Origin of the sequence: Streptomyces sp. AM 2-1-1 (assembly GCF_029167645.1) — a bacterium.
Taxonomy (GTDB): domain Bacteria; phylum Actinomycetota; class Actinomycetes; order Streptomycetales; family Streptomycetaceae; genus Streptomyces.
The window spans coordinates 6,245,518-6,267,598 of the sequence record NZ_CP119147.1 but is presented as its reverse complement, the minus strand read 5'-3'; the positions used below and the strand labels follow the sequence as shown (position 1 = coordinate 6,267,598).

At 74.9% G+C, this 22,081-nt stretch carries 15 protein-coding genes; 4 read left to right on the top strand and 11 right to left on the bottom strand.

Features of this window, described 5'->3' with window-relative positions; all coding sequences use genetic code 11:
* Positions 1-64: 64 nt before the first annotated feature.
* Together PZB77_RS27335 and PZB77_RS27330 are read right to left on the bottom strand one after the other, a co-directional pair.
* Positions 65-1,027 carry a hypothetical protein gene (locus PZB77_RS27335; RefSeq protein ID WP_275495292.1) on the bottom strand — a complete coding sequence of 321 codons (963 nt, stop codon included), beginning with the start codon at positions 1,025-1,027 and terminating at the stop codon, positions 65-67.
* Positions 1,028-1,101: 74 nt separating this feature from the next.
* Positions 1,102-3,078: an acetoacetate--CoA ligase gene (locus PZB77_RS27330; RefSeq protein ID WP_275495291.1), complete on the bottom strand. Its 1,977-nt coding sequence runs from the start codon at positions 3,076-3,078 to the stop codon at positions 1,102-1,104.
* A gap of 263 nt (positions 3,079-3,341) precedes the next feature.
* Between PZB77_RS27330 and PZB77_RS27325 the strand changes: the two genes are divergently transcribed.
* The gene (locus PZB77_RS27325) at positions 3,342-5,426 is read left to right on the top strand and encodes a TIM-barrel domain-containing protein (protein WP_275495290.1); all 2,085 of its coding nucleotides are present in this window, start codon (positions 3,342-3,344) and stop codon (positions 5,424-5,426) included.
* 84 nt (positions 5,427-5,510) lie between these two features.
* On the opposite strand, the gene PZB77_RS27320 is transcribed toward PZB77_RS27325, so the two are convergent.
* Complete coding sequence (locus PZB77_RS27320) at positions 5,511-6,062, bottom strand: NUDIX domain-containing protein (RefSeq protein ID WP_275495289.1); 552 nt, start codon at positions 6,060-6,062, stop codon at positions 5,511-5,513.
* A 60-nt stretch (positions 6,063-6,122) separates the two neighbouring features.
* Here PZB77_RS27320 and PZB77_RS27315 point away from each other — a divergent pair, with 60 nt between their 5' ends.
* The gene (locus PZB77_RS27315; protein WP_275495288.1) at positions 6,123-6,938 is read left to right on the top strand and encodes a M15 family metallopeptidase; all 816 of its coding nucleotides are present in this window, start codon (positions 6,123-6,125) and stop codon (positions 6,936-6,938) included.
* 88 nt (positions 6,939-7,026) lie between these two features.
* Positions 7,027-7,392 carry a DUF962 domain-containing protein gene (locus PZB77_RS27310; RefSeq protein ID WP_275495287.1) on the top strand — a complete coding sequence of 122 codons (366 nt, stop codon included), beginning with the start codon at positions 7,027-7,029 and terminating at the stop codon, positions 7,390-7,392.
* 100 nt (positions 7,393-7,492) lie between these two features.
* On the opposite strand, the gene PZB77_RS27305 is transcribed toward PZB77_RS27310, so the two are convergent.
* Genes PZB77_RS27305 through PZB77_RS27290 form a run of 4 tightly spaced genes read right to left on the bottom strand, consistent with a single transcriptional unit; the run spans position 7,493 to position 11,740 of the window.
* Positions 7,493-8,098: an ATP/GTP-binding protein gene (locus PZB77_RS27305; protein ID WP_275495286.1), complete on the bottom strand. Its 606-nt coding sequence runs from the start codon at positions 8,096-8,098 to the stop codon at positions 7,493-7,495.
* The gene (locus tag PZB77_RS27300) at positions 8,079-8,516 is read right to left on the bottom strand and encodes a DUF742 domain-containing protein (protein WP_275495285.1); all 438 of its coding nucleotides are present in this window, start codon (positions 8,514-8,516) and stop codon (positions 8,079-8,081) included. The genes PZB77_RS27305 and PZB77_RS27300 overlap by 20 nt, the downstream gene beginning before the upstream one ends.
* Positions 8,517-8,525: 9 nt before the next feature.
* Complete coding sequence (locus PZB77_RS27295; RefSeq protein WP_275495284.1) at positions 8,526-8,969, bottom strand: roadblock/LC7 domain-containing protein; 444 nt, start codon at positions 8,967-8,969, stop codon at positions 8,526-8,528.
* The gene (locus PZB77_RS27290) at positions 8,966-11,740 is read right to left on the bottom strand and encodes a nitrate- and nitrite sensing domain-containing protein (protein ID WP_275495283.1); all 2,775 of its coding nucleotides are present in this window, start codon (positions 11,738-11,740) and stop codon (positions 8,966-8,968) included. Before PZB77_RS27290 ends, PZB77_RS27295 begins: the two co-directional genes overlap by 4 nt.
* A gap of 478 nt (positions 11,741-12,218) precedes the next feature.
* On the opposite strand from PZB77_RS27290, the gene PZB77_RS27285 reads away from it, so the two are divergent.
* Positions 12,219-12,677 (top strand): hypothetical protein, encoded by a 459-nt coding sequence (locus tag PZB77_RS27285; protein ID WP_275495282.1) that lies wholly within the window; start codon positions 12,219-12,221, stop codon positions 12,675-12,677.
* 134 nt (positions 12,678-12,811) lie between these two features.
* Here PZB77_RS27285 and PZB77_RS27280 read toward each other — a convergent pair whose 3' ends face one another.
* The 4 genes from PZB77_RS27280 to PZB77_RS27265 form a co-directional block, all read right to left on the bottom strand.
* Positions 12,812-17,548 carry a hypothetical protein gene (locus PZB77_RS27280; RefSeq protein WP_275495281.1) on the bottom strand — a complete coding sequence of 1,579 codons (4,737 nt, stop codon included), beginning with the start codon at positions 17,546-17,548 and terminating at the stop codon, positions 12,812-12,814.
* A 76-nt stretch (positions 17,549-17,624) separates the two neighbouring features.
* The gene (locus PZB77_RS27275; protein WP_275495280.1) at positions 17,625-18,536 is read right to left on the bottom strand and encodes a hypothetical protein; all 912 of its coding nucleotides are present in this window, start codon (positions 18,534-18,536) and stop codon (positions 17,625-17,627) included.
* Positions 18,537-18,606: 70 nt separating this feature from the next.
* A complete protein-coding gene (locus PZB77_RS27270) occupies positions 18,607-20,136 on the bottom strand; it encodes a hypothetical protein (RefSeq protein ID WP_275495279.1) in 1,530 nt (509 codons plus the stop codon).
* A gap of 422 nt (positions 20,137-20,558) precedes the next feature.
* Positions 20,559-21,992, bottom strand: coding sequence for a HEAT repeat domain-containing protein (locus PZB77_RS27265; RefSeq protein WP_275495278.1), 1,434 nt, complete (start codon positions 21,990-21,992; stop codon positions 20,559-20,561).
* Positions 21,993-22,081: the final 89 nt, after the last annotated feature.

Below are 22,081 nucleotides of genomic sequence, written 5' to 3'. Positions count from 1 at the left end.
GAGCCCTCGCTCCTTGTCGCCTGTCCCCTGTCCCCTGCGCAGGGGACAGGGGACAGGGGGTTGGTCAGTGGTGGGGCCGGGGCGCCTCTGCCCCGATGTCGAATCCCGCGCGGTAGTCGACGCCCGGTTCGGGGCCGACCGGCTCACCGGTCCCGGCGTCGGTGCAGTAGGCGGCGAAGACCTCCCCCGCCGTCAGCGGGAGGAGGCTGCCCCGGTCGAGCCGCCAGCCGTGGACCCGGTCCGGTGTGTCGGGGCTGCTGGTGCGCAGGACGATTCCGCCGGGGGCCTCCAGCGCGATCCCGACGGCGAGCACGGTCGCGAGCTCCGTGCCTTCGGCGGGAGAGAGGACGGGCGGGGGACCACCGTCCTGCCGGGTGTGCAGGACGGCGAGGAGCCGGTCGTCGGTGGAGCGGATGGAGCAGACGATGTGGTGGGTGCCGGGGCCGGCGGCCTCCAGGAGCCGGAGCAGCAGGTGCGAGGCCCGGTCGAAGGCGCTCCCGCCGATGTCCTGGCCGCACTCCGCGCACGCGCCGAGATCCGCCAGGAGCACGGTGGCGTACTCCCAGGTGGCGCGGCGTACGACGCGGGAGACGAGGAGGGGGAGGAGCCGCTCCAGCGGCTGCCCGGTGTAGGGGACCGTGGCGCCCGCGGCCGCGATCTCGGCGGTGAAGTGGGTGCGGGCCTCCGCGCTGTCCGGGTCCAGCTTCCGCTCCGCGCAGAACTCCCCGAACTCCGCCGGGTCGAAGAGGGCGAGGCTGGTGCGGAGGCCCCGGGCGTCGAATTCCCTCAGCAGGCCCTCGATCTCGCGGAGGTAGGCGGTGTGGTCGTCGAACGGGAAGGTGCGGTAGGTGCACATGGCCGCGAAGTCCTGCGGGTCGACCAGGACACCGACCGTGCGGGGTACTTCGCGGCGCAGGGCGCGGCGGGCGGACCGGGGCCGCCGGTTCGGCGGGGCGCCGGTGCGCCCGGGTCGGCGGGGCGGATCGGCCGGGCGGTCGTCACGGTCGGTGCGTGCGGTGCGGTTCATGAGCGGTGCTCCCCCTGGGTACGGTCGAACTGTGCTCACTCAGCGTAACCAGGGGGTGTGACAACGCGGTCGTGTCAGGGGCGGGTGCGGGCCAGGTCGGCGTAGAAGCGGAGGAGCCCGACGTCGTCGACGGAGCCCGCGCTGACCGCCTTCTCCAGGGGGGTTCCCTGGAGAAGGCGCTTGACCGGGACCTCGATGCGCTTGCCGGTGAGGGTGTGCGGGATGCCGGGGACCTCGATGATCTCGTCGGGTACGTGTCGGGGCGAGAGGTTCTCGCGGAGCGTCCGGGCGATCGCGGTGCGCAGGTCGTCGTCGAGGGCGGCGCCGTCGGCGAGGTGGACGAAGAGGGGCATCCAGTAGCCGCCGTCGGGTTGTTCGATGCCCACCACGAGGGACTCGCGGATCTGGGGCAGCCGCTCCACGGCCTCGTAGATGTCGGCGGAGCCCATCCGTACGCCCTGGCGGTTGAGGGTGGAGTCGGAGCGGCCGTGGATGATCACGGAGCCGCGTTCGGTGAGGGTGATCCAGTCGCCGTGGCGCCAGACGCCGGGGTACATGTCGAAGTAGCTGTCGTGGTAGCGGCTGCCGTCCGGGTCGTTCCAGAAGCGCAGCGGCATGGAGGGCATGGGGGCGGCGACGACGAGTTCGCCGACCTCCCCGAGGTGCGGCTCACCCTGGGCGTCCCAGGACTGGAGGTCGGTGCCCAGGCAGGCGGCCTGGAGTTCGCCGATGTGGACGGGGAGGGTGGCGACCGCACCGGCGAAGCAGCTGCAGACGTCGGTGCCTCCGCTGACGGAGGCGATCCACAGGTCTTCGGTGATCTCTCCGTGGAGCCAGCGGAACCCGTCGGGGGGAAGCGGCGAGCCGGTGGTGGCCACGCACTGCACGCGGCTGAGGTCCAGGTCGCGGCCGGGGTGGACGCCGGCCTTGCGGCAGGCCATCACGTAGGCGGCCGAGGTGCCGAAGAAGGTGGTGCCGGTCTGTTCGGCGACCCGCCACTGGGCGCTGGTGTCGGGATGGCCGGGGCTTCCGTCGTAGAGCACGACGGTGGTGCCGGTGAGCAGGCCGGAGACGAGGAAGTTCCACATCATCCAGCCGGTGGAGGTGTACCAGAAGAAGCGGTCCTCGGGGCCGAGGTCGCAGTGGAGTCCGAGCTGCTTGTAGTGCTCCAGCAGGATGCCCCCCTGGGACTGCACGATCGCCTTGGGGAGGCCGGTGGTGCCGGAGGAGTAGAGGACCCAGAGCGGGTGGGCGAAGGGGACCTGCTCGAAGACGGGTTCCCTGTCGCCCCCGGTGAGGTCGGACCAGGCGAGGGCGCCGTCCGGGGCGGGGGTGCCGAGCAGCGGGACGTGGACGACGGCGCGCAGGGTGGGCAGTTCGCGGCGGAGCTCGGTGACGGTGGCGGTCCGGTCGTGCTCCTTGCCCCCGTAGCGGTAGCCGTCGACGGTGAACAGGACGACGGGTTCCACCTGCTGGAAGCGGTCGAGGACGCTGCGGGCGCCGAAGTCCGGGGCGCAGGAGGTCCAGACGCCACCGACGGTGGCGGTGGCGAGGAACGCGACGACGGCCTGCGGGATGTTCGGGAGGTAGCCGCTGACCCGGTCACCCGGGTTGACGCCGAGGGCGCGCAGCTCCGCGGCGAGGGAGCCGACCTGACGCCGGAGTTCGGACCAGCTCATGACGGCCTGGGCCTGCGTCTCGTCGACGTGGAAGAGGGCGGGGGCGTCGGCGCGGAGGGGGTCCTCGGCGGTGCGCAGCGCGTGTTCGGCGTAGTTGAGGGTGGCGCCGGGGAACCACTCCGCGCCGGGCATGGCACGGTTCGCGAGGACCGTCTCGTACGGGGTGGAGAAGCGGATGTCGAACCATGCGGCCACGGCGCCCCAGAAGGTGTCGAGGTGCTCGACGGACCAGCGGTGGAGTGCCGCGTATCCCCCCTCGGCGGGGGCACCGTGGTGTTCGGCCGCCCAGCTCTGGAACCGGGTGACGGCCGCGGCGGCGACCCGTTCGGGGCCGGGCTGCCAGAGGGGGGCTTCGTCGGCTGCTGAGGTCATCGGGCTGCTCCTGGCTGACGGGTGCGCGGGGTGGGTGTCCGCGCGTACGGGCGGGGACGCGATCACCGCACGGGGGACGATGCCATGGGAGCGTCCCCAGCACCAGAGCCGGTCGGCCGGGTCCGGACCGTGGCGCGCGGCGGGCGGCGCCGCGAGCCGTGGGGGCGGCCGGACCGGACCTGGTGTGTACTCCCGCCGGGCTCCGGGTGAACGGGAGTTGAACGGAACGCCCGCCGGGTTCGGCTGGTGGCAAGGTGAGCGCCATGGACGGTCATGACCTGGTGCGCTCGGTGAAGTCGATGGGTTCGGTCGGTGGGGTGCGGGCGGCCTGGCGGTCGTGGCGCGGGGACTCCTGGGCGCCGGCGCTGCGGCATCCGGAACTGGCCAGGGTGCCCGGGCAGGTCGTGGGGGCGGAGCCCGGGCCGGGGGGCGGGGTGGTGCGGTTCGCCCGTTCGGCGCTGCGCATCCGGGTGGCGGTCGGCGGGGCGGTGTTCTGGGCCTGGGACGGGGCCGGAGGGCTTCCGTCGTACGGGCTGCCGGGGACGGAGCCGGCGCCCGATCCTAGGGCGCAGCTGGAACCCGGTACGGACGGCGGCTGGCAGGTGGTGTCGGAGCGTCTGACGGTGTCGGTGTCGCGGGAGGGGGCGGTGGAGTTGCGGACGCCGGGCGGTGTCCCGTTGCGTCGGGAGGAGCCGCCGCGCTGGTGGGAGGCGGCCGGGGGAGGTCCCGCTCGGTGGGTGCAGCGGTCCCGGCTGCCCGCGGACGCACGGTTCTTCGGGGTGGGCGGCCCGGTGTCGGGGCCGCGGCCGCGCGACGGTACGTACCCGCTGGGTGAGGCGGATCGGGAGGGCGAGGGCACACCCGGTCGGCGGGACGGGGCGGGGGGTGCGCCGATGCCGGTGCAGTTCGTCGTCTCGGACGCGGGGACGCACCTGGTGTTCTACGACTGCACCGGATCGGGACGGATGACCGTCCGTGAGGGCGAGGAGGGTGCGGGTTCGGGGCACGACCGGCCGGGCGGGAGCGAGGTCCGGATGGATGGTGGTCCGTTGCGGTGCTGGGCGGTGGCGGGCACACCGGCGCGGGTGCTGCGCGGCTGGACGGCGCTCACGGGGGCTCCGGCGCTGCCGCCGGCGTGGGCGCTGGGACCCCAGCTCGCGGTGGCGGGCCCGGTGGACGCGCGGGAGGTACGGCGGATCGTCGCCGGTCACCGCGACCGCGGGATGCCGCTGAGCGCCCTGCATCTGGTCGGTGAGCGGGGCGGCCTGGGTGGCATGGTGCCGGGGCCTCCGGATGGCGTGGAACTGGTCTCGCTCGCCTCGGAGTTGCGGGCTCAGGGGGTGCGGCTCCTCGTGTCCGGGTCGGCGCCGCCACCGTCACCGTCCGGGGAGGGGCACGCGGCTGCCGGGGCGGACCCCGGCCCGGTGGCGGGGCGGTCGCTGGTGGGGCGCGCCCCGGCGGAGACGGTGTCCTCGGTTCCCGGTCCGCGCGAACGGCCCTTTCACCTCCGCACGCCGGTCCGGGCGGGGGCGCGGAGGTACGGCGGCGCCCGGTCCGACGGGGCGGCGGAGGGCTGGCCGGGGCTGCGTGCCGCGCTGGCCACGGTCATCGGGCTGGGCCTGTGCGGGGTGCCGTACGCGGCGCCGGACATCGACGCGTTCGAGGAGTCGGAGTCGCCGGAGCTGTATCTGCGGCGGCTGCAACTGGGTGCGTATCTGCCGCTGTTCCGGATCCGGGCCGGGGGCCGCGCCCGGGGCGGCGGGGGGTGCGGGCTCGGGGAGGAGGTGCGGGCCCACGCCCTGGCGGCACTGGCGGAGCGGGAGCGTCTGGGCCCGTACTTCGTGACTCTGGCGCACATGGCCCGGCTGACGGGTGCGCCGTACGTCCGGCCGGTCTGGTGGGAGGCTCCCGGCGACCGGGCGCTGCGGGAGTGCGAGGACGCGTTCCTGCTGGGCGACGGGCTGCTGGTGGCGCCGGTCTGGGAGCCGGGAACCGTGCGCCGGACGGTCCGCCTGCCGCGCGGGCGGTGGTACGACACGGCGACGGGCCGGTCGTACGAAGGCCCGGGGCGGGTGACGGTCGAGGCGCCGCTGTCGCGGATCGCCGTGCTGGCCCGCGCGGGGGCGGTGATCCCGGTACGGGGGGCGGACGGCGGGCCTGAGATGGAGGTCTGGGCGCCGCGCCGGGGGCGCCGCGGTGGCGGGGTGCTGGTGCGGAGCGCCGTGACGGCGCCGGGGAAGCCGCTGCTCGAGCGTTTCCGCACCCGGTGGGAGGACGGGCGGGTGGTGGTGGAGCGGGAGGGCCATGACGGGTCGGTGCCGTACCCGGTGCGGGTGCGGGGCGACTGAGGCGTGTCCGGCGGATCGCGGGGGTCACCTCCCGGTGGCACCCGGGTCTTGCGTCCGGATCGGGTGCAGCGGTCGGCCGGAGGATCAGGCGTAGCGGCCGGCGAACCAGGCGCGGACGGCTTCGGTGTGCAGCGGGAAGGCCAGCTCCCCGGCCGTGCGCAGCACGTCGTACCCGGCCGTCTCGTCGGTGGGCGCGGACGGCGGGAGCAGGTGGACCGGGCGGGCCGGGAGGAGGCCGAAGAGGAGCAGATGGCCGTCCGGCGAGCTGAGCGCGTCGGCGAGGGTCACTTCGTCGGCGCCGGCCTCGATGCCGGTCTCCTCGCGGAGTTCGCGGACGACGGCGTGCCGCCAGTCCTCGCCGTGGTCGACGAATCCGCCGGGGAGGGCGAGTCGGCCGCGGTGCGGGGGGATGGTGCGGGTGATGACGACCAGTCCCTGAGTTCCGTCCGCGGCGTCGGTGACGGGGAGCAGGGCGACGGCGACGGGGAGCGGGTTGCGGTAGGCGGTCGTGCCGCAGGCGGCGCAGGGTCGGGGCCAGGCGCCGGCGCGGAGGACGGCGGCGTCGTACGGGGCTCCGCAGGCGGCGCAGTGGGAGTCGCGTACGGGCGGGGTGGCGGGCGGGGTGGACTCGGACACGGGCCGGACTGTATCCGATCGCGCTTCCCCGGCGGGCCGGAACCTGATAGCGATGTGCGCATGACAACCCTCACCTCCTTCGGTACCGCGCTCCGCGCCCTCACCGTCGCCGCCTGCGCCCTGCTCGCCGCGACCGTCGCCACGCCGGCGGCGCGTGCGCGCCCCGAACCGAAGGCGCCGGACGGCTTCGTCGCGCTGCGTTCCGTGGACCCGACGATCATCGAGGAGATCCGGTACGCCACGCCGCACACCTTTCTGGGTGTCGCGGTGGACGGGTACCGGCAGCCGATGTGCGTCCTGACGCGCCCGGCCGCCGAAGCCCTGCACCGGGCGCAGACCGCGCTGCGGCGGGAGGGCTACTCGTTGAAGGTGTACGACTGCTACCGGCCGCAGCGGGCGGTGGACCACTTCGTGCGCTGGGCGAAGGACCTCGACGACCAGGCCATGAAGGACGAGTTCTACCCCCGCGTGGACAAGTCACGGCTGTTCGAGGACGGTTACATCGCGGAGAAGTCCGGGCACAGCAGGGGCAGTACGGTCGACCTGACGCTGGTGCGGCTGCCGGCCGCACCGACCGGGGCGTACCGGCCGGGCGAACCGCTGTCCCCCTGCTTCGGGCCCCGCGCGGAGCGGTTCCCCGACAATTCGGTGGACATGGGCACGGGTTACGACTGCTTCGACACGCTCTCGCACACCGACGACCCGCGCGTCCAGGGGATCCAGCGGGAGAACCGGCAGGTACTGAAGGGGACCCTCACCGGCCTCGGCTTCGTCAACCTGGCCGAGGAGTGGTGGCACTACACCTTCAAGCCGGAACTCTTCCCGGACACCTACTTCGACTTCCCGGTCGCCCGGCGCTCACTGTCGGGCCGCTGAGGGAGGCGGCCCGTGCGGCCGGCACCGCCCTCGCGGGGCCGGCCGCCGGACGGTGTCCCCCGACGGCCGGAGCCGTTACCTTGCCCCTATGACGCAGCAGACGTTCGATTCGTACGATGAGTTCTGGCCCTACTACGTCGCGATGCACTCGAAGGCGGCGACGCGGTGGGTCCATCTGACCGGAACGCTGACCGGGCTCGCGCTCACGGTCTACGGGCTGGCGCGCGGCCGGAAGCGGTACGCGGCCGCCCTGCCGCTCATCGGTTACGGGACGGCGTGGCCCGCCCATTTCCTGATCGAGGGGAACAATCCGGCAACCTTCGGCCACCCGGCCTGGTCGTTGCGCGGAGACGCGCGGATGATCGCGACGATGCTCGCCGGGCGCGACGCCGAGCTGGCGGAGACCGCCGCGAAGTGGCTCGCGGAGAACACCGGCCGGAACGCCGCCGGATGACCCCACCGGTCGCGGCGCCCGCCGCCCGGGCAGAGCGGTGGGACCGGTGCGGAGGAACATCCACCGTGTCCGGGGCGCTTTCCCGCCGGCGGCGGCTGTCTCAGGCGTCGGCGGGTTCCCGGGGACGCGCGGCCCGGGCGAGCGCGTGCTCGACCAGCTCCACCAGGACGTCGCGGACCGAGGACCGGTCACGGGCGTCGCAGAGCAGGACCGGGACGTCCCGCCCGAGGTCGAGCGCGGCCCGCACGATGCCGGTGGGGAAGGTCTCCGCCCCTTCGAAGCAGTTGACGGCCACCGCGAACGGGATCGACCGGCGTTCGAAGTAGTCGACGGCCGAGAAGCACTCCTCCAGGCGGCGGGTGTCCGCGAGGACGACTGCGCCCAGCGAGCCCTGCGCCAACTCGTCCCAGAGGAACCAGAAACGTTCCTGCCCCGGGGTGCCGAAGAGGTAGAGCACCAGCTCCTCGCGGAGGGTGATGCGCCCGAAGTCCATCGCCACGGTGGTGGTCCGCTTGGTCTCCACCCCGGTGATGTCGTCGACGGGCCGCCCGGCCTCGGTGAGGTGCTCCTCCGTGCGCAGCGGTCTGATCTCGCTGACCGCGCCCACCAGCGTCGTCTTGCCCACGCCGAAGCCGCCCGCCACCAGGATCTTCAGGGTGACGGGCGCGGCGGTCCGCCTGCGGCGGTCAGAGCGCCCGAAGGCCATTGATCACCTCGCGCAGAAGGTTCACGTCCGGCAGCTCGGCCGGCGGAACGGGTCGGGTCACCTGCACCAGCGCCTCGTCGACGAGATCGGCCACCAGGACCCGCACCACCCCGACGGGGAGGTCCAGACCGGCGGCCAGTTCGGCGATCGACTGGGGCACGGCGCAGCAGAGTTCGACGATCTCCACGTGCTCCGGGGAGAGGGTCGCGTCGCGGTCCGGGTCGTCGGCGGCGGGCTCGGGGACGACGACCGCTATCAGATCGAGTCTCAGGCGGACGGCGCCGCCGGTGCGTCCCCGGGTCATCGCGTACGGGCGCACCACCGGCCCCGCGTCCGCGTCGAACCAGGGCAGGGAGCGGACGCCGGAGGCGGCGGCCGGCGATCCGGGGACGGTGTCCCCGGCCGGGTCTGCGCTCATGCCATCCCCTCACCCTCCGGAGGACGTACCGGAGGTTCGGGGTGCGTTGACCAGGTGGGCCCCCACGCGCTTGACCATGAGCGTCATCTCGTACGCCACCTGGCCCACGTCGGAGTCCGCGTCGGCCAGCACGGCGAGGCAGCTTCCGTCGCCGGCCGCGGTGACGAAGAGGAACGCCTCGTCGAGCTCGACGACCGTCTGGCGCACCTGGCCCGCGTCGAAGTGACGGCCGACCCCCTTGGCCAGGCTGTGGAAACCGGAGGCGACGGCGGCGAGGTGTTCGCTGTCCTCCCGGCTCAGGTCCCGGGATGTGCCGGTGGCGAGTCCGTCCCGCGACAGGACCAGCGCCTGGCGGATGCTGGACACCCGGTCGACGAGTTCGTCGAGCAGCCAGTTGAGTTCGCCCGACCCCCTGCGTTCGGAGTCGTGTGCGGCGGCGTGCGGTGCGGTCATCGACCGTCCCCTCCCGGTGGTGGTCCTGGGTCTGAGTCGCCCGTGTCGGTCGTCTCGCCTGCGTTCTGCCGGCGTCCTCGCTGCCAGCCGCGCTGGAGCGAGGCCATGCGGTCGCGTACGTGTTCGGCCTCGCGCTGGACGTCGTCGCGTTCGGTGGCGGGGGCCTCCTGCGCGGTGCGGTCCTCCGCCTCCTCGCGGAGCTGCGGCACGAGGCTCGCCTGGCGGATGCGCCGGGGCAGGCCACCGACGGTGTCGTGGGTGGCCCGGACCGACACGGGCTCGGCGTCCGGCCACGACGGCGGGGGCGCCGGAGCGGGGGCCGGGGTCAGGGAGGGGGCCGGGGGCACGGCCGGGGCCGCGTCGGCTTCCCGGGGGACCGAGCGGGTGGGCCCGCCGGGCCGGGGGGCGCCGATGCGGCGGCCGTGCTCGGCGACGAGGGAGGGCGGCGTGCGGCGGGGCAGCGGCGCGGGACCGTCGAACCGCATCGGGCGGACGGCCGGCGCGGGGCCCTCGCGCTCGTCGCCCGCCTGCTGGTGCTGCTCCGGTTCGTCTCCCCGGCGCGGGGCACCGCTGCGGCGCGGGGACCGGGCGCGGAAGAGGCCGCCGCGCTCGCTCTCGCTGTCCTCCAGATCGCCGAGGCCGTCGAGGACCGGGGAGAGGGCAGGGTCGAGCGCCCGGTCCCGGTCGCGGGCGGCCGACGCGCGTTCGCGCGGCCCCACCGGCGCCTCCAGCTCGACCGGCCCGTCGATCGGCACGTTCCCCCCCGGAGCCGGGGAGAGCGGGGACGGTGAGCCGGGGGTCCGCTGCTCGCGGCGCGGCCCGGGCAGGGCGCGCTCGGTCCTGCGGTCGAGCCGGAAGCCGGTGCCGTGCGTCTCCGGTGCCTCGGTGAGCAGCGCCGCGGGGATGAAGACGACCGCCGTGGTGCCGCCGTACGGGGACTTCTGCAGCGAGACGCGCACCTTCTGGCGCTGGGCCAGCCGACTGACGACGAAGAGGCCGAGCCGGTCGGTGTCGGAGAGTTCGAAATCGGGGGTCTCGGCGAGCCGCAGATTCGCGTCCAGCAGGATCTCGGGGGTCATGCCGAGTCCGCGGTCGTGGATCTCGAGCGTGAAGCCGTTGGAGACGCGTTCGCCGTGCACCTGCACGCCGGTGTGGGGCGGGGAGAACGCCGTGGCATTCTCCAGCAGTTCGGCGATGAGGTGGGTCAGGTCGGTGACGGCCGGTCCGCCGACGCCGATGCGCGGGAGCCTGCGCACCTCGATCCGCTCGTAGTCCTCGACCTCCGCGACGGCTGCTCGCACCACGTCCATCAGCTGGACCGGCTTGCGCCACTGGCGGGACGGAGCGGCGCCGGAGAGGATCACCAGGCCCTCGGCGTGCCGGCGCATGCGGGTGGTGAGGTGGTCGAGGCGGAAGAGGTCGGCGAGCTCCTCGTCGCTCTCGGTACGCCGCTCCATCGCGTCGAGCAGGGTCAGTTGCCGGTGCAGCAGCACCTGGTTGCGGCGGGCGAGGTTGACGAAGACCTCGGAGACCCCGCGCCGCATGTCGGCCTGCTTGACGGCGGCTTCGACGGCGGCCCGCTGGAGGGTGTTGAGCGCCTGGCCGACCTGCCCGATCTCGTCGGGTTCGTAACTCAGGTGCGGTGCCTCGGTCTCCACGTCGATCTGCTCCCCCGCCGCGAGCCGGCGCATGACGCCCGGCAGGCGTACCCCCGACGCCTCGTGGGCCTCCTTGCGGAGCCGGGAGAGGTCGCGGACCAGCTCGCGCCCGATCCGTACCGAGACGAAGACCGAGACGAGCAGGGCCAGGAAGCCGAGGACCCCGGCCACTCCGGCGAGGGCGAGCACCCGGTAGCCGGCGGGTTGGGCCCGGTCCTGGAAGCGGTTGGTCATCTCGGTGTAGTCGTTGGCCAGCCGGTCCAGGACCGGGGGCGCGGCGCGCTGCCAGCGTGCCGGGTCGATGCCCGCGCGGTCCCGGGCCTCGCCGCCCGCGACGAGGGCGTTCTCGGCGGTGCGCAGGGGCTCGGTGTCGGGAGAGGCCCAGAACCGTTCGACGCGCAGGCGCTCGGCGGCGGGGAGCATGTCCAGGTTGACCTGGTAGAGCAGTTCGCGCTGGGCGACGAGGGCGGCCACCTGGCGCAGATCGGCGTCGGTGAGCCGTGAGGTGAGGAGGCCGGAGGCGACCAACGCGTCTTCGCGGGAGAGGAGTTCGCGGGCCCGGGAGACCCCGACCAGCGCGCGGACCTGCTTGTCCAGGGAGACGTGTTCCATGGTGCGCAGACCGGTGAGGAAGCGGTAGGCGGGGTCGACGAGACGGTCGTAGAAGTCCAGGGCGCGCAGTCGGGTTATGCCCCGGTTCTCCACCGACCGGCGGAGCGCGGGGAGACCGTCGGCCGCGCTGAGTACGGCGTCGAGGCGGCCCTGGGCGTCGCTGCTCAGCTCTTCGCGGATGTCGTCGCGGCCGGCACCGTCGCGGATCTCGGCCACCGTCCGGTCGGTGACCGCGTGCTGACGGCGCAGCAGCGGCAGCGCGTCGGAGGCCCGGGGGTCCGCGAGGAAGACGAGTGTCTGGCGGCGTTCGTCCTGGAGGGAGCGGACCGCCTCCTCCAGGGGGTGGCCCACCTTCTCGACGATGGCGCTCGCGTTCATCAACTGGTTGGCCTGGCGCCCGGTCACGTAGGTGGCGAACGCCCAGAGCGCGGTGAGGGAGACGAGGGGCACGAGAAGCAGTGCCGCGATCTTCCTGCGGATGGACTTCCCGCGAAAGCGCATGGCCTCCCCCAGCTCGACCCCCGCACCCCGGGGGCGTGTCCGTCGGTCCCGCGTCTGCAAACGGCGCGAGCCTACTACCGACACTCTGACAACTCGAAGGACCGTCCGGGCGATTTTCGGCCTTCTGGTGGGGAGTTGACGCGAATCGCTCCCCATTTCCCGACGCGGAACCCGGCACCGGAAATGCGCGGAAGTCCACGTGAACGGGAAAGCCGGGACTCCGCAGCGGGAAATCCGGTACCGGACAGTTGGCCGGAACCCTGTGTTTCGTGACCCTTGAACGGGTGATTCGTTGCCCACTCGGGGAATCTCCGCGCCCGCGCATTCGTCCTTCCGTACGGGGCAGGAGTCACGCCGGAGGCCGGTGCGGCAGAACGGCAGTCGCCGCCGCCACGGACGGCCCGGCCGGTCGGCGTAGAAGCGCGGGAAGCCGGGCAGTCACCCTCAAGTCGTTCAGCGGTGGGGAGTTGAAGGTCCTTTGAGCACTCGGGAACGCCGGGGCGCCGCGTCGTCGGACGCCGCACCCGTACGCGAGGCGCGCGTGCCACGCCAACTGTGGGTGGAGGAGGAGGCGGACCGCAGACGGATGCCCGATCCGGTCCGCACGGCGGCGGTCCGCGCCGTGATCATCGTCTCGCTGACGCTCATCCAGGCGATGGTGGCCTTTCTGTGCACCATGGCGGGGTCCTGGCTCGCCTTCCCCATGGCGCTCGGCGCGGTGGCCGGCACGGTCGGGGCGACGTGGTCGGTGCTGGACGTCTGGGTGACCCGTCAGGTGTGGAACCAACGGCACGGCGTGGTGTCGGTACCGAGCAGCACCGCGCGCCGGATGCGGCGCGAGCGCCGACGGGCCCGGCGCGCGGAGCGCCGGGCGCTCCGCGAGGGCGCCGCGGGCATACGCCGGCACAGCGGGGCGGGCCGGCTCTCCCGGGTCTGAACCGGGATCCCGTCCGCGCGCCACCGGTGCCCCGGGCCCGGATGGCGCGCGGACGGGATCCGGCCGGGAGTCACCCGGCCGGAAGGCTCCACGGGCACGTCCCGTGGAGCCTGCGCGCGTGAGCGGCCCGCCCGTCAGGCCGGCCCCGGCTCCGTGCTCCGCCTGAACATCCGGGTGGCGGTGATCTCCCCGTGCACGGTCTCCCCCCCGGGGTCCTGCTGCGGCAGTCCCGGCCGCAGGTGCTCCTCCACACTGATGTACTTGAGCCCGGCGCGCAGGTCGGCGTCGTTGCGGAGCCTGATCACCAGCGGGAACTCGGCGAGCGCCGTCGTGTCGAACAGGCCGGTCGTGTAGAGGAGTTGGACGCCGAGCGCGTCCGACACCGCGCGCTGGAGCTCCAGCAGGTAGGTGGCGTTGGCGCGGCCGATGGGGTTGTCGAGGAAGAGCGTGCCGGCGTGCCGGTGCCGGTCGCGGCCCCGGTCGTTGCTGCGGAGCGCCGCCATGGTGCAGTACAGCGCGATGGCCGCGGTGAGCAGCTGGCCACCGGAGAACACGTCCCCCATCTGCCCCACGGGTACGCGCTCGGCGCGGAGCACGGCGTCCGGCTTGAGGATCTCCACGGCGATGCCCTTGGGCCGGAGCGCCGCCTCCACCCCGCGCAGCAGCAGGGACATGCCGTCGCGGCGCAGGTCGGCGTTCTTCTTGAGCGCGGAGTGCGTCGCCTCGTCGATGACCTCTCCGAGCCGCTCGCTCAGGGTCGCCTGGTCGGGTTCCTCGAAGCGGATGCGCAGGAACTCCTGCCCGGACCACTCCCCCAGTCCCTCGGGGAGGCGGGAGAGCCGCTGTGCGGAGCGCAGGGTGGCGAGGGAGGACTCCACCAGACCGCGCAGCCGGTCGACGATGGAGTCCCGGTTGCGTTCCAGCTGGGCGAGTTCGTCGGTCAGGACGCGGAGCCGGGGGGCGAAGGCGTCCGCCCACTTCTGCGCGTGGTCGGGCAGGGCCGAGGCCGGGAGTTCGCGGATCTGCTGGCGGGCGGGGGTGCGGACCTGCTCGTAGCGGGTGGAGTTGGCGTGCCGTACGAGGATGTCGCTCGCCTCCCGGACCGCGCTCTCGGCGGCGGAGAGGTCGGCCGCGCAGCCGCGCAGTGAGCGGCGCGCCTCGGCTGCGGAGGTCCGGGCCTCGTCCAGGGTGCCGGGGTGGGGCTCGGGTGCGTCCTCCTCGTCCTCCGTCCCGTGGTCGCGCAGGAGATCGCGCAGGAGGGCGGCGGTCTCGTCGAAGCCGCCGGCGGAGTCCTCGGCGGTGCGGTGGGCGCGCAGCAGCTCGGCGTGGGCGGCGCGGGCGGTGTCCAGGGCCGCGGTGGCGGCGGAGAGTTCGCCGGTGGCGGTGCGCAGCAGGGCCTGGGCCCGCTCCGCGTCGGCCGGGACGAGTTCCTCGGGCAGTTCGGTGTGGTGCGGGGCGTGGTCCTCGGGCGCGAGGCGTTCGGCCTCGCCGCGCAGCCGGCCCAGCTGCTCGCTGGCGGTGGAGGCGCGGGTCTCCAGGAGCTGGACGAGCGATTCGGCGCGGGTGGCCGCCGCCTGCCGGGAGGGGCCGTCGGCGCCGTCGGTGCCTTCGAGGAGCTGGGCGGCGCGGGTGCGGACCTTGTTGCTGAGGCGGTCGAGTTCGGAGAGGGCGGCGCTCTCGTCGCTCTCGGCCCGTGCCTGTTCGGCGCGGAGGTCGGCGCCGACGCCGACCTTCTCGTACAGCTGGGAGGCCGCTCGGTAGGCCTCGCGGAGGGTGGGCAGCGCCTGTCGGGCGGTGCGTTCGTCGGGCTCGGGCAGGGTCTCCGGCGCGCCCGCGATCTCGGCGCGCTCGGCGCGCAGGGCGCGGGCGGTGCGGCGGGCGTCGTCGGCGGCGCGCTGGGCGGCCCGGCGGTCCTCGTCGGCGGCGCGGGCGCGGTCCAGGTACGTCTGGGCGCGGGCTTCCGACTCGGCGCCCTCGTCGAGGAGTTCGCGGAGCCGGATCTGCCAGCCGGCGCGCTCGCGGAGCCGGTGGGCGAGACCGGCCAGGGCGTCGGCGACGCGGCGGGCGCGCTGGGCGGCCTCCTGGCGCTCCTCACGGACCCGGGCGGTGTCGGCCGCCGCCTCGTCCGCCTCGGCGCGGACGGTACGGGCCTCGGCGAGCGCCGCTTCGGCGGTCTCGGCGGCCGTACGCGCGGTGGCGGCCGCGGTGGCGAGCTCGGCGAGGGTGCCGGGCGGGCAGTCGGCGCGCCAGGCGCCGATGCGGGCGGCGAGGGCGCGGTCGCCCGCCAGCCGGGTGGCGAGGACGCGGATGTCCTCGTCCCGGTCCGCGGTCCGGGCGCGCAGCGCCTGCCGCTCCTCGTCGGCCGCGAGTTCGTCGTGCATGGCCGGGTTCGGCGGGACGAGGAACACGTCGTCGCTGCCGGTGCCCGCGTCGGGCACCGGGGCGAGCAGGGCGGCCGCGGTGCCGACCGCCACGGTCGAACGGGGCAGCAGGGCAGCGCCGCCGAGCACCTCGCGGGCCCGGGTGTGGGCGCCGGGGTCGGTGATGACGACACCGTCGACCAGTTCGGGGCGGGCTGCGAGAACGGCGGCGTGGTCGGCCGGGTCGACGGCCTGGGCGAGGTAGCGCCAGCCGGGGAGGGCGGGGATGCCGTGCTCTCCGAGGTACTCGACGGTGGCCAGGACGTCCGGGCCGGGCGGCAGCAGTCCGCCGTCGCCGAGGGCGCCGAGGATGCGGGAGTCGTCGGCGGCGGCCGTACGCAGGTCGAAGAGGCGGCGTTCGGCGGTCGCGATGCCCTGGTCGAGCAGATCGCGCAGTTCGTCGGCGCCGCGGTCGAAGTCCTCGGTCGTCAGGGGCCGGACCGTGGCGGTGCGCCGGTCGGCCACGGCGGTCCGGCGGTCCGTGTCCGTCCCGGCGGACCCGCCGTCCGCGGGGGTGACGGCGCCGTGGGGTGCGGCGTCATGGGGTGCGGCGCCGTGCGGTTCGTCGGGGCCGGTGCCGCTGCGGGGCTGGGGGACGCCGGCGCCGGAGGGCAGGCCGAGCAGGTCGGCGAGGCGGCTCTCGGAGGCGAGGGACTCGGCGGCCGCGCGCTCGTCCTCGTAGGACTCCTGGGCGGCCCGGGCGGCGTCGGCGGCGCGGGCGGCGGCGAGTTCGGCACGGCTCTCGGCGGCGGCGGCCTCACGGGCGTGGTCGGCGGCGTCGCGGGCCGCGTCGCGGGCGGTGTCCCAGGCGGCGACGGCTGCCTGTTCGGCGTCGTTCGCGGCGAGGGCGGCGCGGGCCGGGTCGGCGTCGGGGGCGGTGTCGTCGAGCCAGCCGGCCCGGACGGCCTCGGCGGTCTCCTGCTCGACCTCGGCGAGGCGCTGGCGGAGGTGGCCCGCCTCGCTGCGGGCGCGCTGGGCCTCGGTGGCGGCGGTGGTGGCATCGCGGTGGGCGCGCTCTCCCTCCGCCTGGAGGGTGTCGGAGCGCTCCTCCTCCTCGTTGGCCACCCGCTCGCCGTCCTCGGCGGCCGTGTGCAGGGCGCGTACCAGGTCGGCGGCGGCGGTGGCGCGGGCGGCGAGCGCCGGGGCGGCATCGCGTTCGGCCTCGCGGATGGCGGCGGCGACGCGCGCCGAGCGGTCGGCGGCGGCCCGGTGGCGCAGCACCGCCTCGGCGGCCTGCCAGGCGGAGTGCAGCGTACGGGCGTCACCCAGTTCGCGGCGCTGGGCGGCGGCGGCCTTCTCCGCGGCGGCGAGCGCGAGGGAGGCGTTGCGGTAGGCGAGTTCGGCCGCGACGAGGGCGCGGTGGCCCCGGGCGCGTTCGGCCTCGGTGACGGTGTGGGCGGCGGCGGTGACGCGCTGGGCCAGCTCGGCGGTGCGGCCGCGCTCCTCGGTGGCGCGGGCGGAGAGGCGGCGGGCGAGGGTGCGGGTGCGGCGTTCGGCACCGGCGTGGACGTCCCGGCAGCGGGCGCGGGCGGCGGTCGCCTCGACGATGCGTCCGAGGAGGTCGGCGGAGCCGGCGGTGAAGTCGCGTTCGGCGGTGAGTTCGGCGCGGCGGCCGAGCTTGTTCCCGAAGCCGCTGACGAGGTCGGCGAGGCCGTCCGTGTCACGGGTGTCGGTCACGGCCCGCAGCAGCAGGTCGGTGAAGTCGGAGTCCTTCTTGACCGCGAAGAGTCCGGCGGCCTCGCCCTCGTCGGCGTTCATCTCACGCTGGTAACGGAAGAGTTCGGGGTCGAGGCCGAGTTCACCGAGGTGTTCGTTCCACCGGTCGTGGATCTCCTCCCAGTGCACGTCGAGGTGCTGGTAGTACTTGCCGGCGTCCGTAAGGGCGTCGCGGAACCCCTTCATGGTGCGGCGGCGTCCCCGGGCACCGGAGGTGCCCTCGGCGGGACGGCCGACGGCGGTGGCCTCGGCGACGGGGAGGTTGTCGAGGCTGAGCCCGGGTCCCGGGCGGAAGGAGTACCACGCCTCGGCGAACCGGCGTGGGTCGTTGGAGACCTGGTGGCCGCGCCACTCGCTGACCTTCCCGACGACGACGCACTCGCCCGTGAGGGTGTGCTGCCACTCCAGGGCGACGTGCCCGCAGTCGTCGGCGAGCAGGAACTTGCGGAGCACTCCGGAGCTGGCGCCGCCGAGGGTGTTGCGGTGGCCGGGGAGCATCACCGAGAAGATCAGCTTCAGCAGGACCGACTTGCCACCGCCGTTCTCCAGGAAGAGGACGCCGGCGGGCGCGGGCCGGCGCGGCGGCCCGACCGGTTCGTCCTCGAAGAACTCCGCCTGCGCCGGGGCGGGTTCGGGCACCGGCGCGCCGACGCCGCGCAGATCGAGAACGGTGTCGGCGTAGCGCGCACCGGCCGGTCCGATGGAGTAGAGGCGGACCCGGGACAACTCGTACATGGCGGCGGACTCTCGTCGTTCGTGAAGCGGAACGGGCAGAACAGGCGGAACGGGCGGATGCGCGGTGGTCGGTGCGTCACCCGTGGAAGGGCAGACCGGCGTCGGCCGCGAGCTCCAGGTCGTCGGTGTCCCGGGGTGGCAGCAGGGTGGCGCTGCCGTCGGTGACCGGGACGACCCCGAGCTCCAGCAGTTCGGCCATGGCGGCACTGCCCGCCAGGTCGCGGACCTGGAGCTGGTAGCGCGCGGTGGTGCGGTAGGCGCCGCCCGCGTCGTCGCCGGTGCGCTGGAGGAAACCGGAGTCGGTGAGGAAGGCGACGGCCTTTCCGATGATGCCGGTGGTCGAGCCGGCGAGGCGGCGGGCGTCCTTGGTGGCGCCGGTCGCGCTGCGACGGGCGTAGACCCGCCAGCCGGCTTCGAGACCGGGGGCGTCGCTCGTGGGGTCGGTGTTCTCGCCCTGCTCGGCCGCGCGTTCCTCCAGCCGCAGGCACGCCTGGCGGACGAACGCGTCGACGCCGTTGACGGTGATGCGTCCGATGTAGGCGTCGTCGACGAGGTCTTCGGGCCGGGGGAACGCCATGGCGGCGACGGCGAGGTGGGCGAGGCCGTGCAGGAACCGGTCGGCGGCGTCGGAGGAGGCGCGGCGGGCGTAGTCGCCCATCCGCACCGCGAACACCGAGTCCTCGTCGGCGGTGACGGCCATGCCGGCGCGGGTGGAGACCTCCAGGACGACCAGGCCGAGGCCGGTGGCGACGGCGTCCGCGAGCCGTCCGAAGGCGGGTTCCTCGCGGTAGCGGCGCAGCAGGCCGGCGTATTCCGCGTCCCGGGCGGGCACCAGCTTGGGCTGGAGACCGAAGGAGACCAGTCGGGCGGCGTCGGCGGCGTCGGCCGGGGTGACGGAGACCGGCCCGGCGGCGGGAGCGGGCTCCACGGCGGGGATGACGGCGGGTTCGTCCCACGCGTCGGTGTGCTCGGCGCGCTGGTCGCTCACGGCTGGGGCTCCTCGGTGCGGAGTTGCTTCGGTACGGATACGGGTGCGGGGGCGTCGGACCGGGCGCCGCTCACGACGCCTCCTTGCGGTCGGCGGCCATGCCGGCGGCGTCGAGCAGGGCCGTGCCGACGACGAGGTCGGCGCCGCCGAACTCGGGGTCCGTCAGCTCGGTGCCGTCGTCCACCGCGAAGAGCAGGCGCCGCTCCCCCTGGCGGTAGGCGGTGCCGACCGGAGGGCTGGCCGCGTGGACCGCCAGCAGGGCGACGAGGTAGGGCAGTTCCGGATCGCCGGTGGCACGGGCCTCGGCCAGCAGTCCGGAGAGCCGGCGCGGAGCGTCGTACTCCAGATCGAGGAGCGCCGTCGCGACGGCGAGCTGGTCCTCGCTGAACCGGCTGTCGTCGGGGGTGGCGATCACGTCGGGTTCGGGCATCAGGGCGCCGAGGTGCTCGCGTTCCACGGGCGGGGCGAGCAGCAGGTCGACGAGGTCCCCGACCCTTACGGAGGTGGGGGTGCGCACTCCGGTGCCCCGGGCGAAGAACGCGTCGGTGGCCCGGATGGAGTGCTCGACGGGGAGTTCGAGCAGCGGGGCGAGGAGCTGGCCGTAGAGGTCGAGTCCGGTGCGCGAGGCCGGAGTGGCGAAGGCCTGCCGGTCCTGTTCGGCGCGGAAGAGGGGGCCCGCTTCGAGGAGCCGGGACTGCAGTTGGGTGTGGCGGCGGATGCAGTCCTTGACGATGTCGACGAGTTCGGCGGCGCGGCGCTTGTTCTCGGGTTCCTCGGCCTCGTCGCGCGCCTTGCGGATGTTGGTGAGGATCGCGTTCTCGTGGCGGTAGCGGTCCGCGACGTGGTCGAGGGCTTCGGCGATCATGTCGGGGACGGCGTTGAGCCAGTCGACGGCACGGACGTTGCGGCGGGTCGCCTCCAGCGTGCGGCGGAGTGTCTCGGCGTACTGCACGGTGCGGTAGCGGGCCTGTTCGGCGGCGAGTTGGGCGTCGGCGAGGCGGCCCCGGCTGACCAGGACCTCCAGCTTCACCTCGGCGGCGATCTGCGCGCTGGTGACGTCGGTGTCGAGGGCGCCGACGAGCACGTTGACGGCCTCGTCGGTGGCCCGGAGGAAGACGGTGCCGCCGTGGCCGGGGACCTCCTCGACGAGCTTGAAGTCGTAGTCCCTGCGCACGTACACGCCGTCGGATCCGAACGTGCCGTAGACCGCGCGGAATCCGCGGTCCACGCTGCCGACGTTGATGAGGTTGTCCAGCACCCAGCGGGCGACCCGCTCGTGTTCGGCGGCGGGCCGGTCGGGAGCCTGGGCGTGGACCCGGGGCAGCAGCTTGGTCACTATCTGTTCGTGGTCGGCCCCGGTGTCGAAGTCCATGTGCAGGGTGACCGCGTCGATCGCGGCGAGGGCGACCTCGGCCATCGCGTAGACCGTGTACTCACCGGCGAGGTTGGCCTTGCGCACGTCGAGATCGTGCAGCGGCGCGGTGCAGGCGAGCGCGCGGAGCCGCCGCGCCAGCCCTTCGTCGGCGGCCGGCCCGGGGGCGGGTCGCCGCCCCGCGCTGAGCTGGGGCGCGGCGTTGTCCGTGTCGGCAGGCGAAGTCACGCTGCACAGATTAGGTCCTCACCCCGACAACGGTCGAAACGGCGCAGATCCGACCGCCTCGCCCAGGACTCCGCGGCCCGCTCCGGAAGGGTTCCCGGCCCGCGCGGTGGTCGCCCTCCCCGGGGGGCTGTCCCGTCGGTCGCGGGTCGTCGCGCCGCGTCCGGCACCCGATCGCCCCCGAGCGCCGGTCCGCGCACGCACGGTGAGCGCCCCGGGGGCCGGTCCACCGGCGGCGGCCGGGGTCGTGTCCGGCTTCGCGGTGGCCGCGCCCGAGTTGGTCGAGGGCGGGCGGTGCGCGGTCCGCCGGAAGCGGGGGTGCCGAAGTCGGCGATCCTGAGCCCGTTCACGCGGCGGGCCGCCCGGGCCGGCGCGGGCCCCGGGTTCTCACGGTCCCCGGGGCGCCGCCGCGCGTACCGGCCGGGTCAGACGCCGGTCGCCTCGGGCTCGATGCGGCTGCGCACCGCCGTCTGCACCTCGGCCTCCTCGGCCGGGTCGGCGGCGAGCCGGCGCAGGCGTTCGGCGACGCGGATGTCACCGGTCTCGGCGTGCAGCGCGGCGATCTCGCGGGTGGTCTCCTCGCAGTCCCACAGGCATTCGACGGCGAAGCCGGTGGCGAAGGAGGGGTCGGTGGCGGCGAGCGCGCGGGCGGCGCGGCCGCGCAGGTGCGAGGAGGTCGTCTCCCGGTAGACGTGGCGCAGGACGGGGGCGGCGCAGGCGATGCCGAGGCGGCCCGCTCCGTCCACCAGCGGTCCCAGGCGCAGGGGGTCGGGCCCGTGGGCGTCGGACCGGCCCGCGCGCACGGCCTCGCGCAGCGCGCCGAGGACGAGGGGGGCGTCGGCGGGACCGCCCCGGCGGGCGAGGGTGCCCGCTGCCGAGGCGCCCAGCGCGTCGGGCCGGTGCGCCCAGCGCCGGGCCCGCTCGACGGCGGCTCGGCCGGGCATCCGCTCGAAGGCGGCGACGGCGGCTTCGGCGACGGTGCGGGACGGGTCGGCGGCCGCGGCGTCGATCAGGTCGAGGGCCGCGGGGTCCTCGGCCTCGGCGAGGTAGTGCAGGGCGGCGCAGCGGGCGCCCTCGGGTCCGGCGGCGGCGGCCGCCACGATGTCCGGCCGGTCCTCGGCGCCGGCGACGGCGGCGAGGCAGCGGGCTGCGGGGACGTGCAGCACCTTGCCGCGTTCCCACGCCTGCTGGGCCCAGTCCAGGACCGCCCGGACGCTCCAGCCGGGGCGGGGCCCGCCGGGTGCCATCTGGCGTTGCCAGCGGTCGAAGGAGCCGCGCTCGGTGGCGGTCCGGATACGGGCGCCGACGGCCGCGCGCGGGTCGTCCGCCCACAGTCGCCACGGTCGCGGCTCGAAGGCGTCGCGCACGGCGGCGGCGAGCTCGGCGGCGCCCTCGGGGGTTTCGGCGAAGCGGGCGAGGACGGGCAGCGCGAGGGAGCGCAGGCCGGCGTCGTCGTCGCGCAGGGCCAGCTCGTCGAGGGCCCAGGCCCAGTTGGCGCCGGTGGCCGCGTACCGCCGCAGCAGCGCGAGGGCGTCGGTCCGTCCGTACGAGGCGAGGTGGCCGAGAACGGCCAGCGCGAGGCCGGTGCGGGAGTCGTCGGTGTCGAGGTGGTCGTCGGGATCGGCGAGGTGGCGCTCGATCTCCTCAAGCCCGCCGTCGAGGTCGAGGTAGAGCCGGGCGTAGTAGAGGGAGCGGTTCTCGACCTGCCAGTCGTGGCGGGGATCGCTCAGAACACAGTGGTTGAGTGCCGCGAGCGCCTCGGTCCGGGGCGCGGCGAGCGCGTGGAGCGTGCCGTCGCCGCGGCCCCTCTGCAGCAGGCCGAGCAGGGTGCCGCTCGGCGCTATGAATGGATCGAACATGGAAAAAGCCTCACATCAAGCTGTCGACGCAACCGGGACTGTGCAGTTCCTGGGTGGTTTCCGGCCGGTCAAGGCCGGGGAAGGCGCGG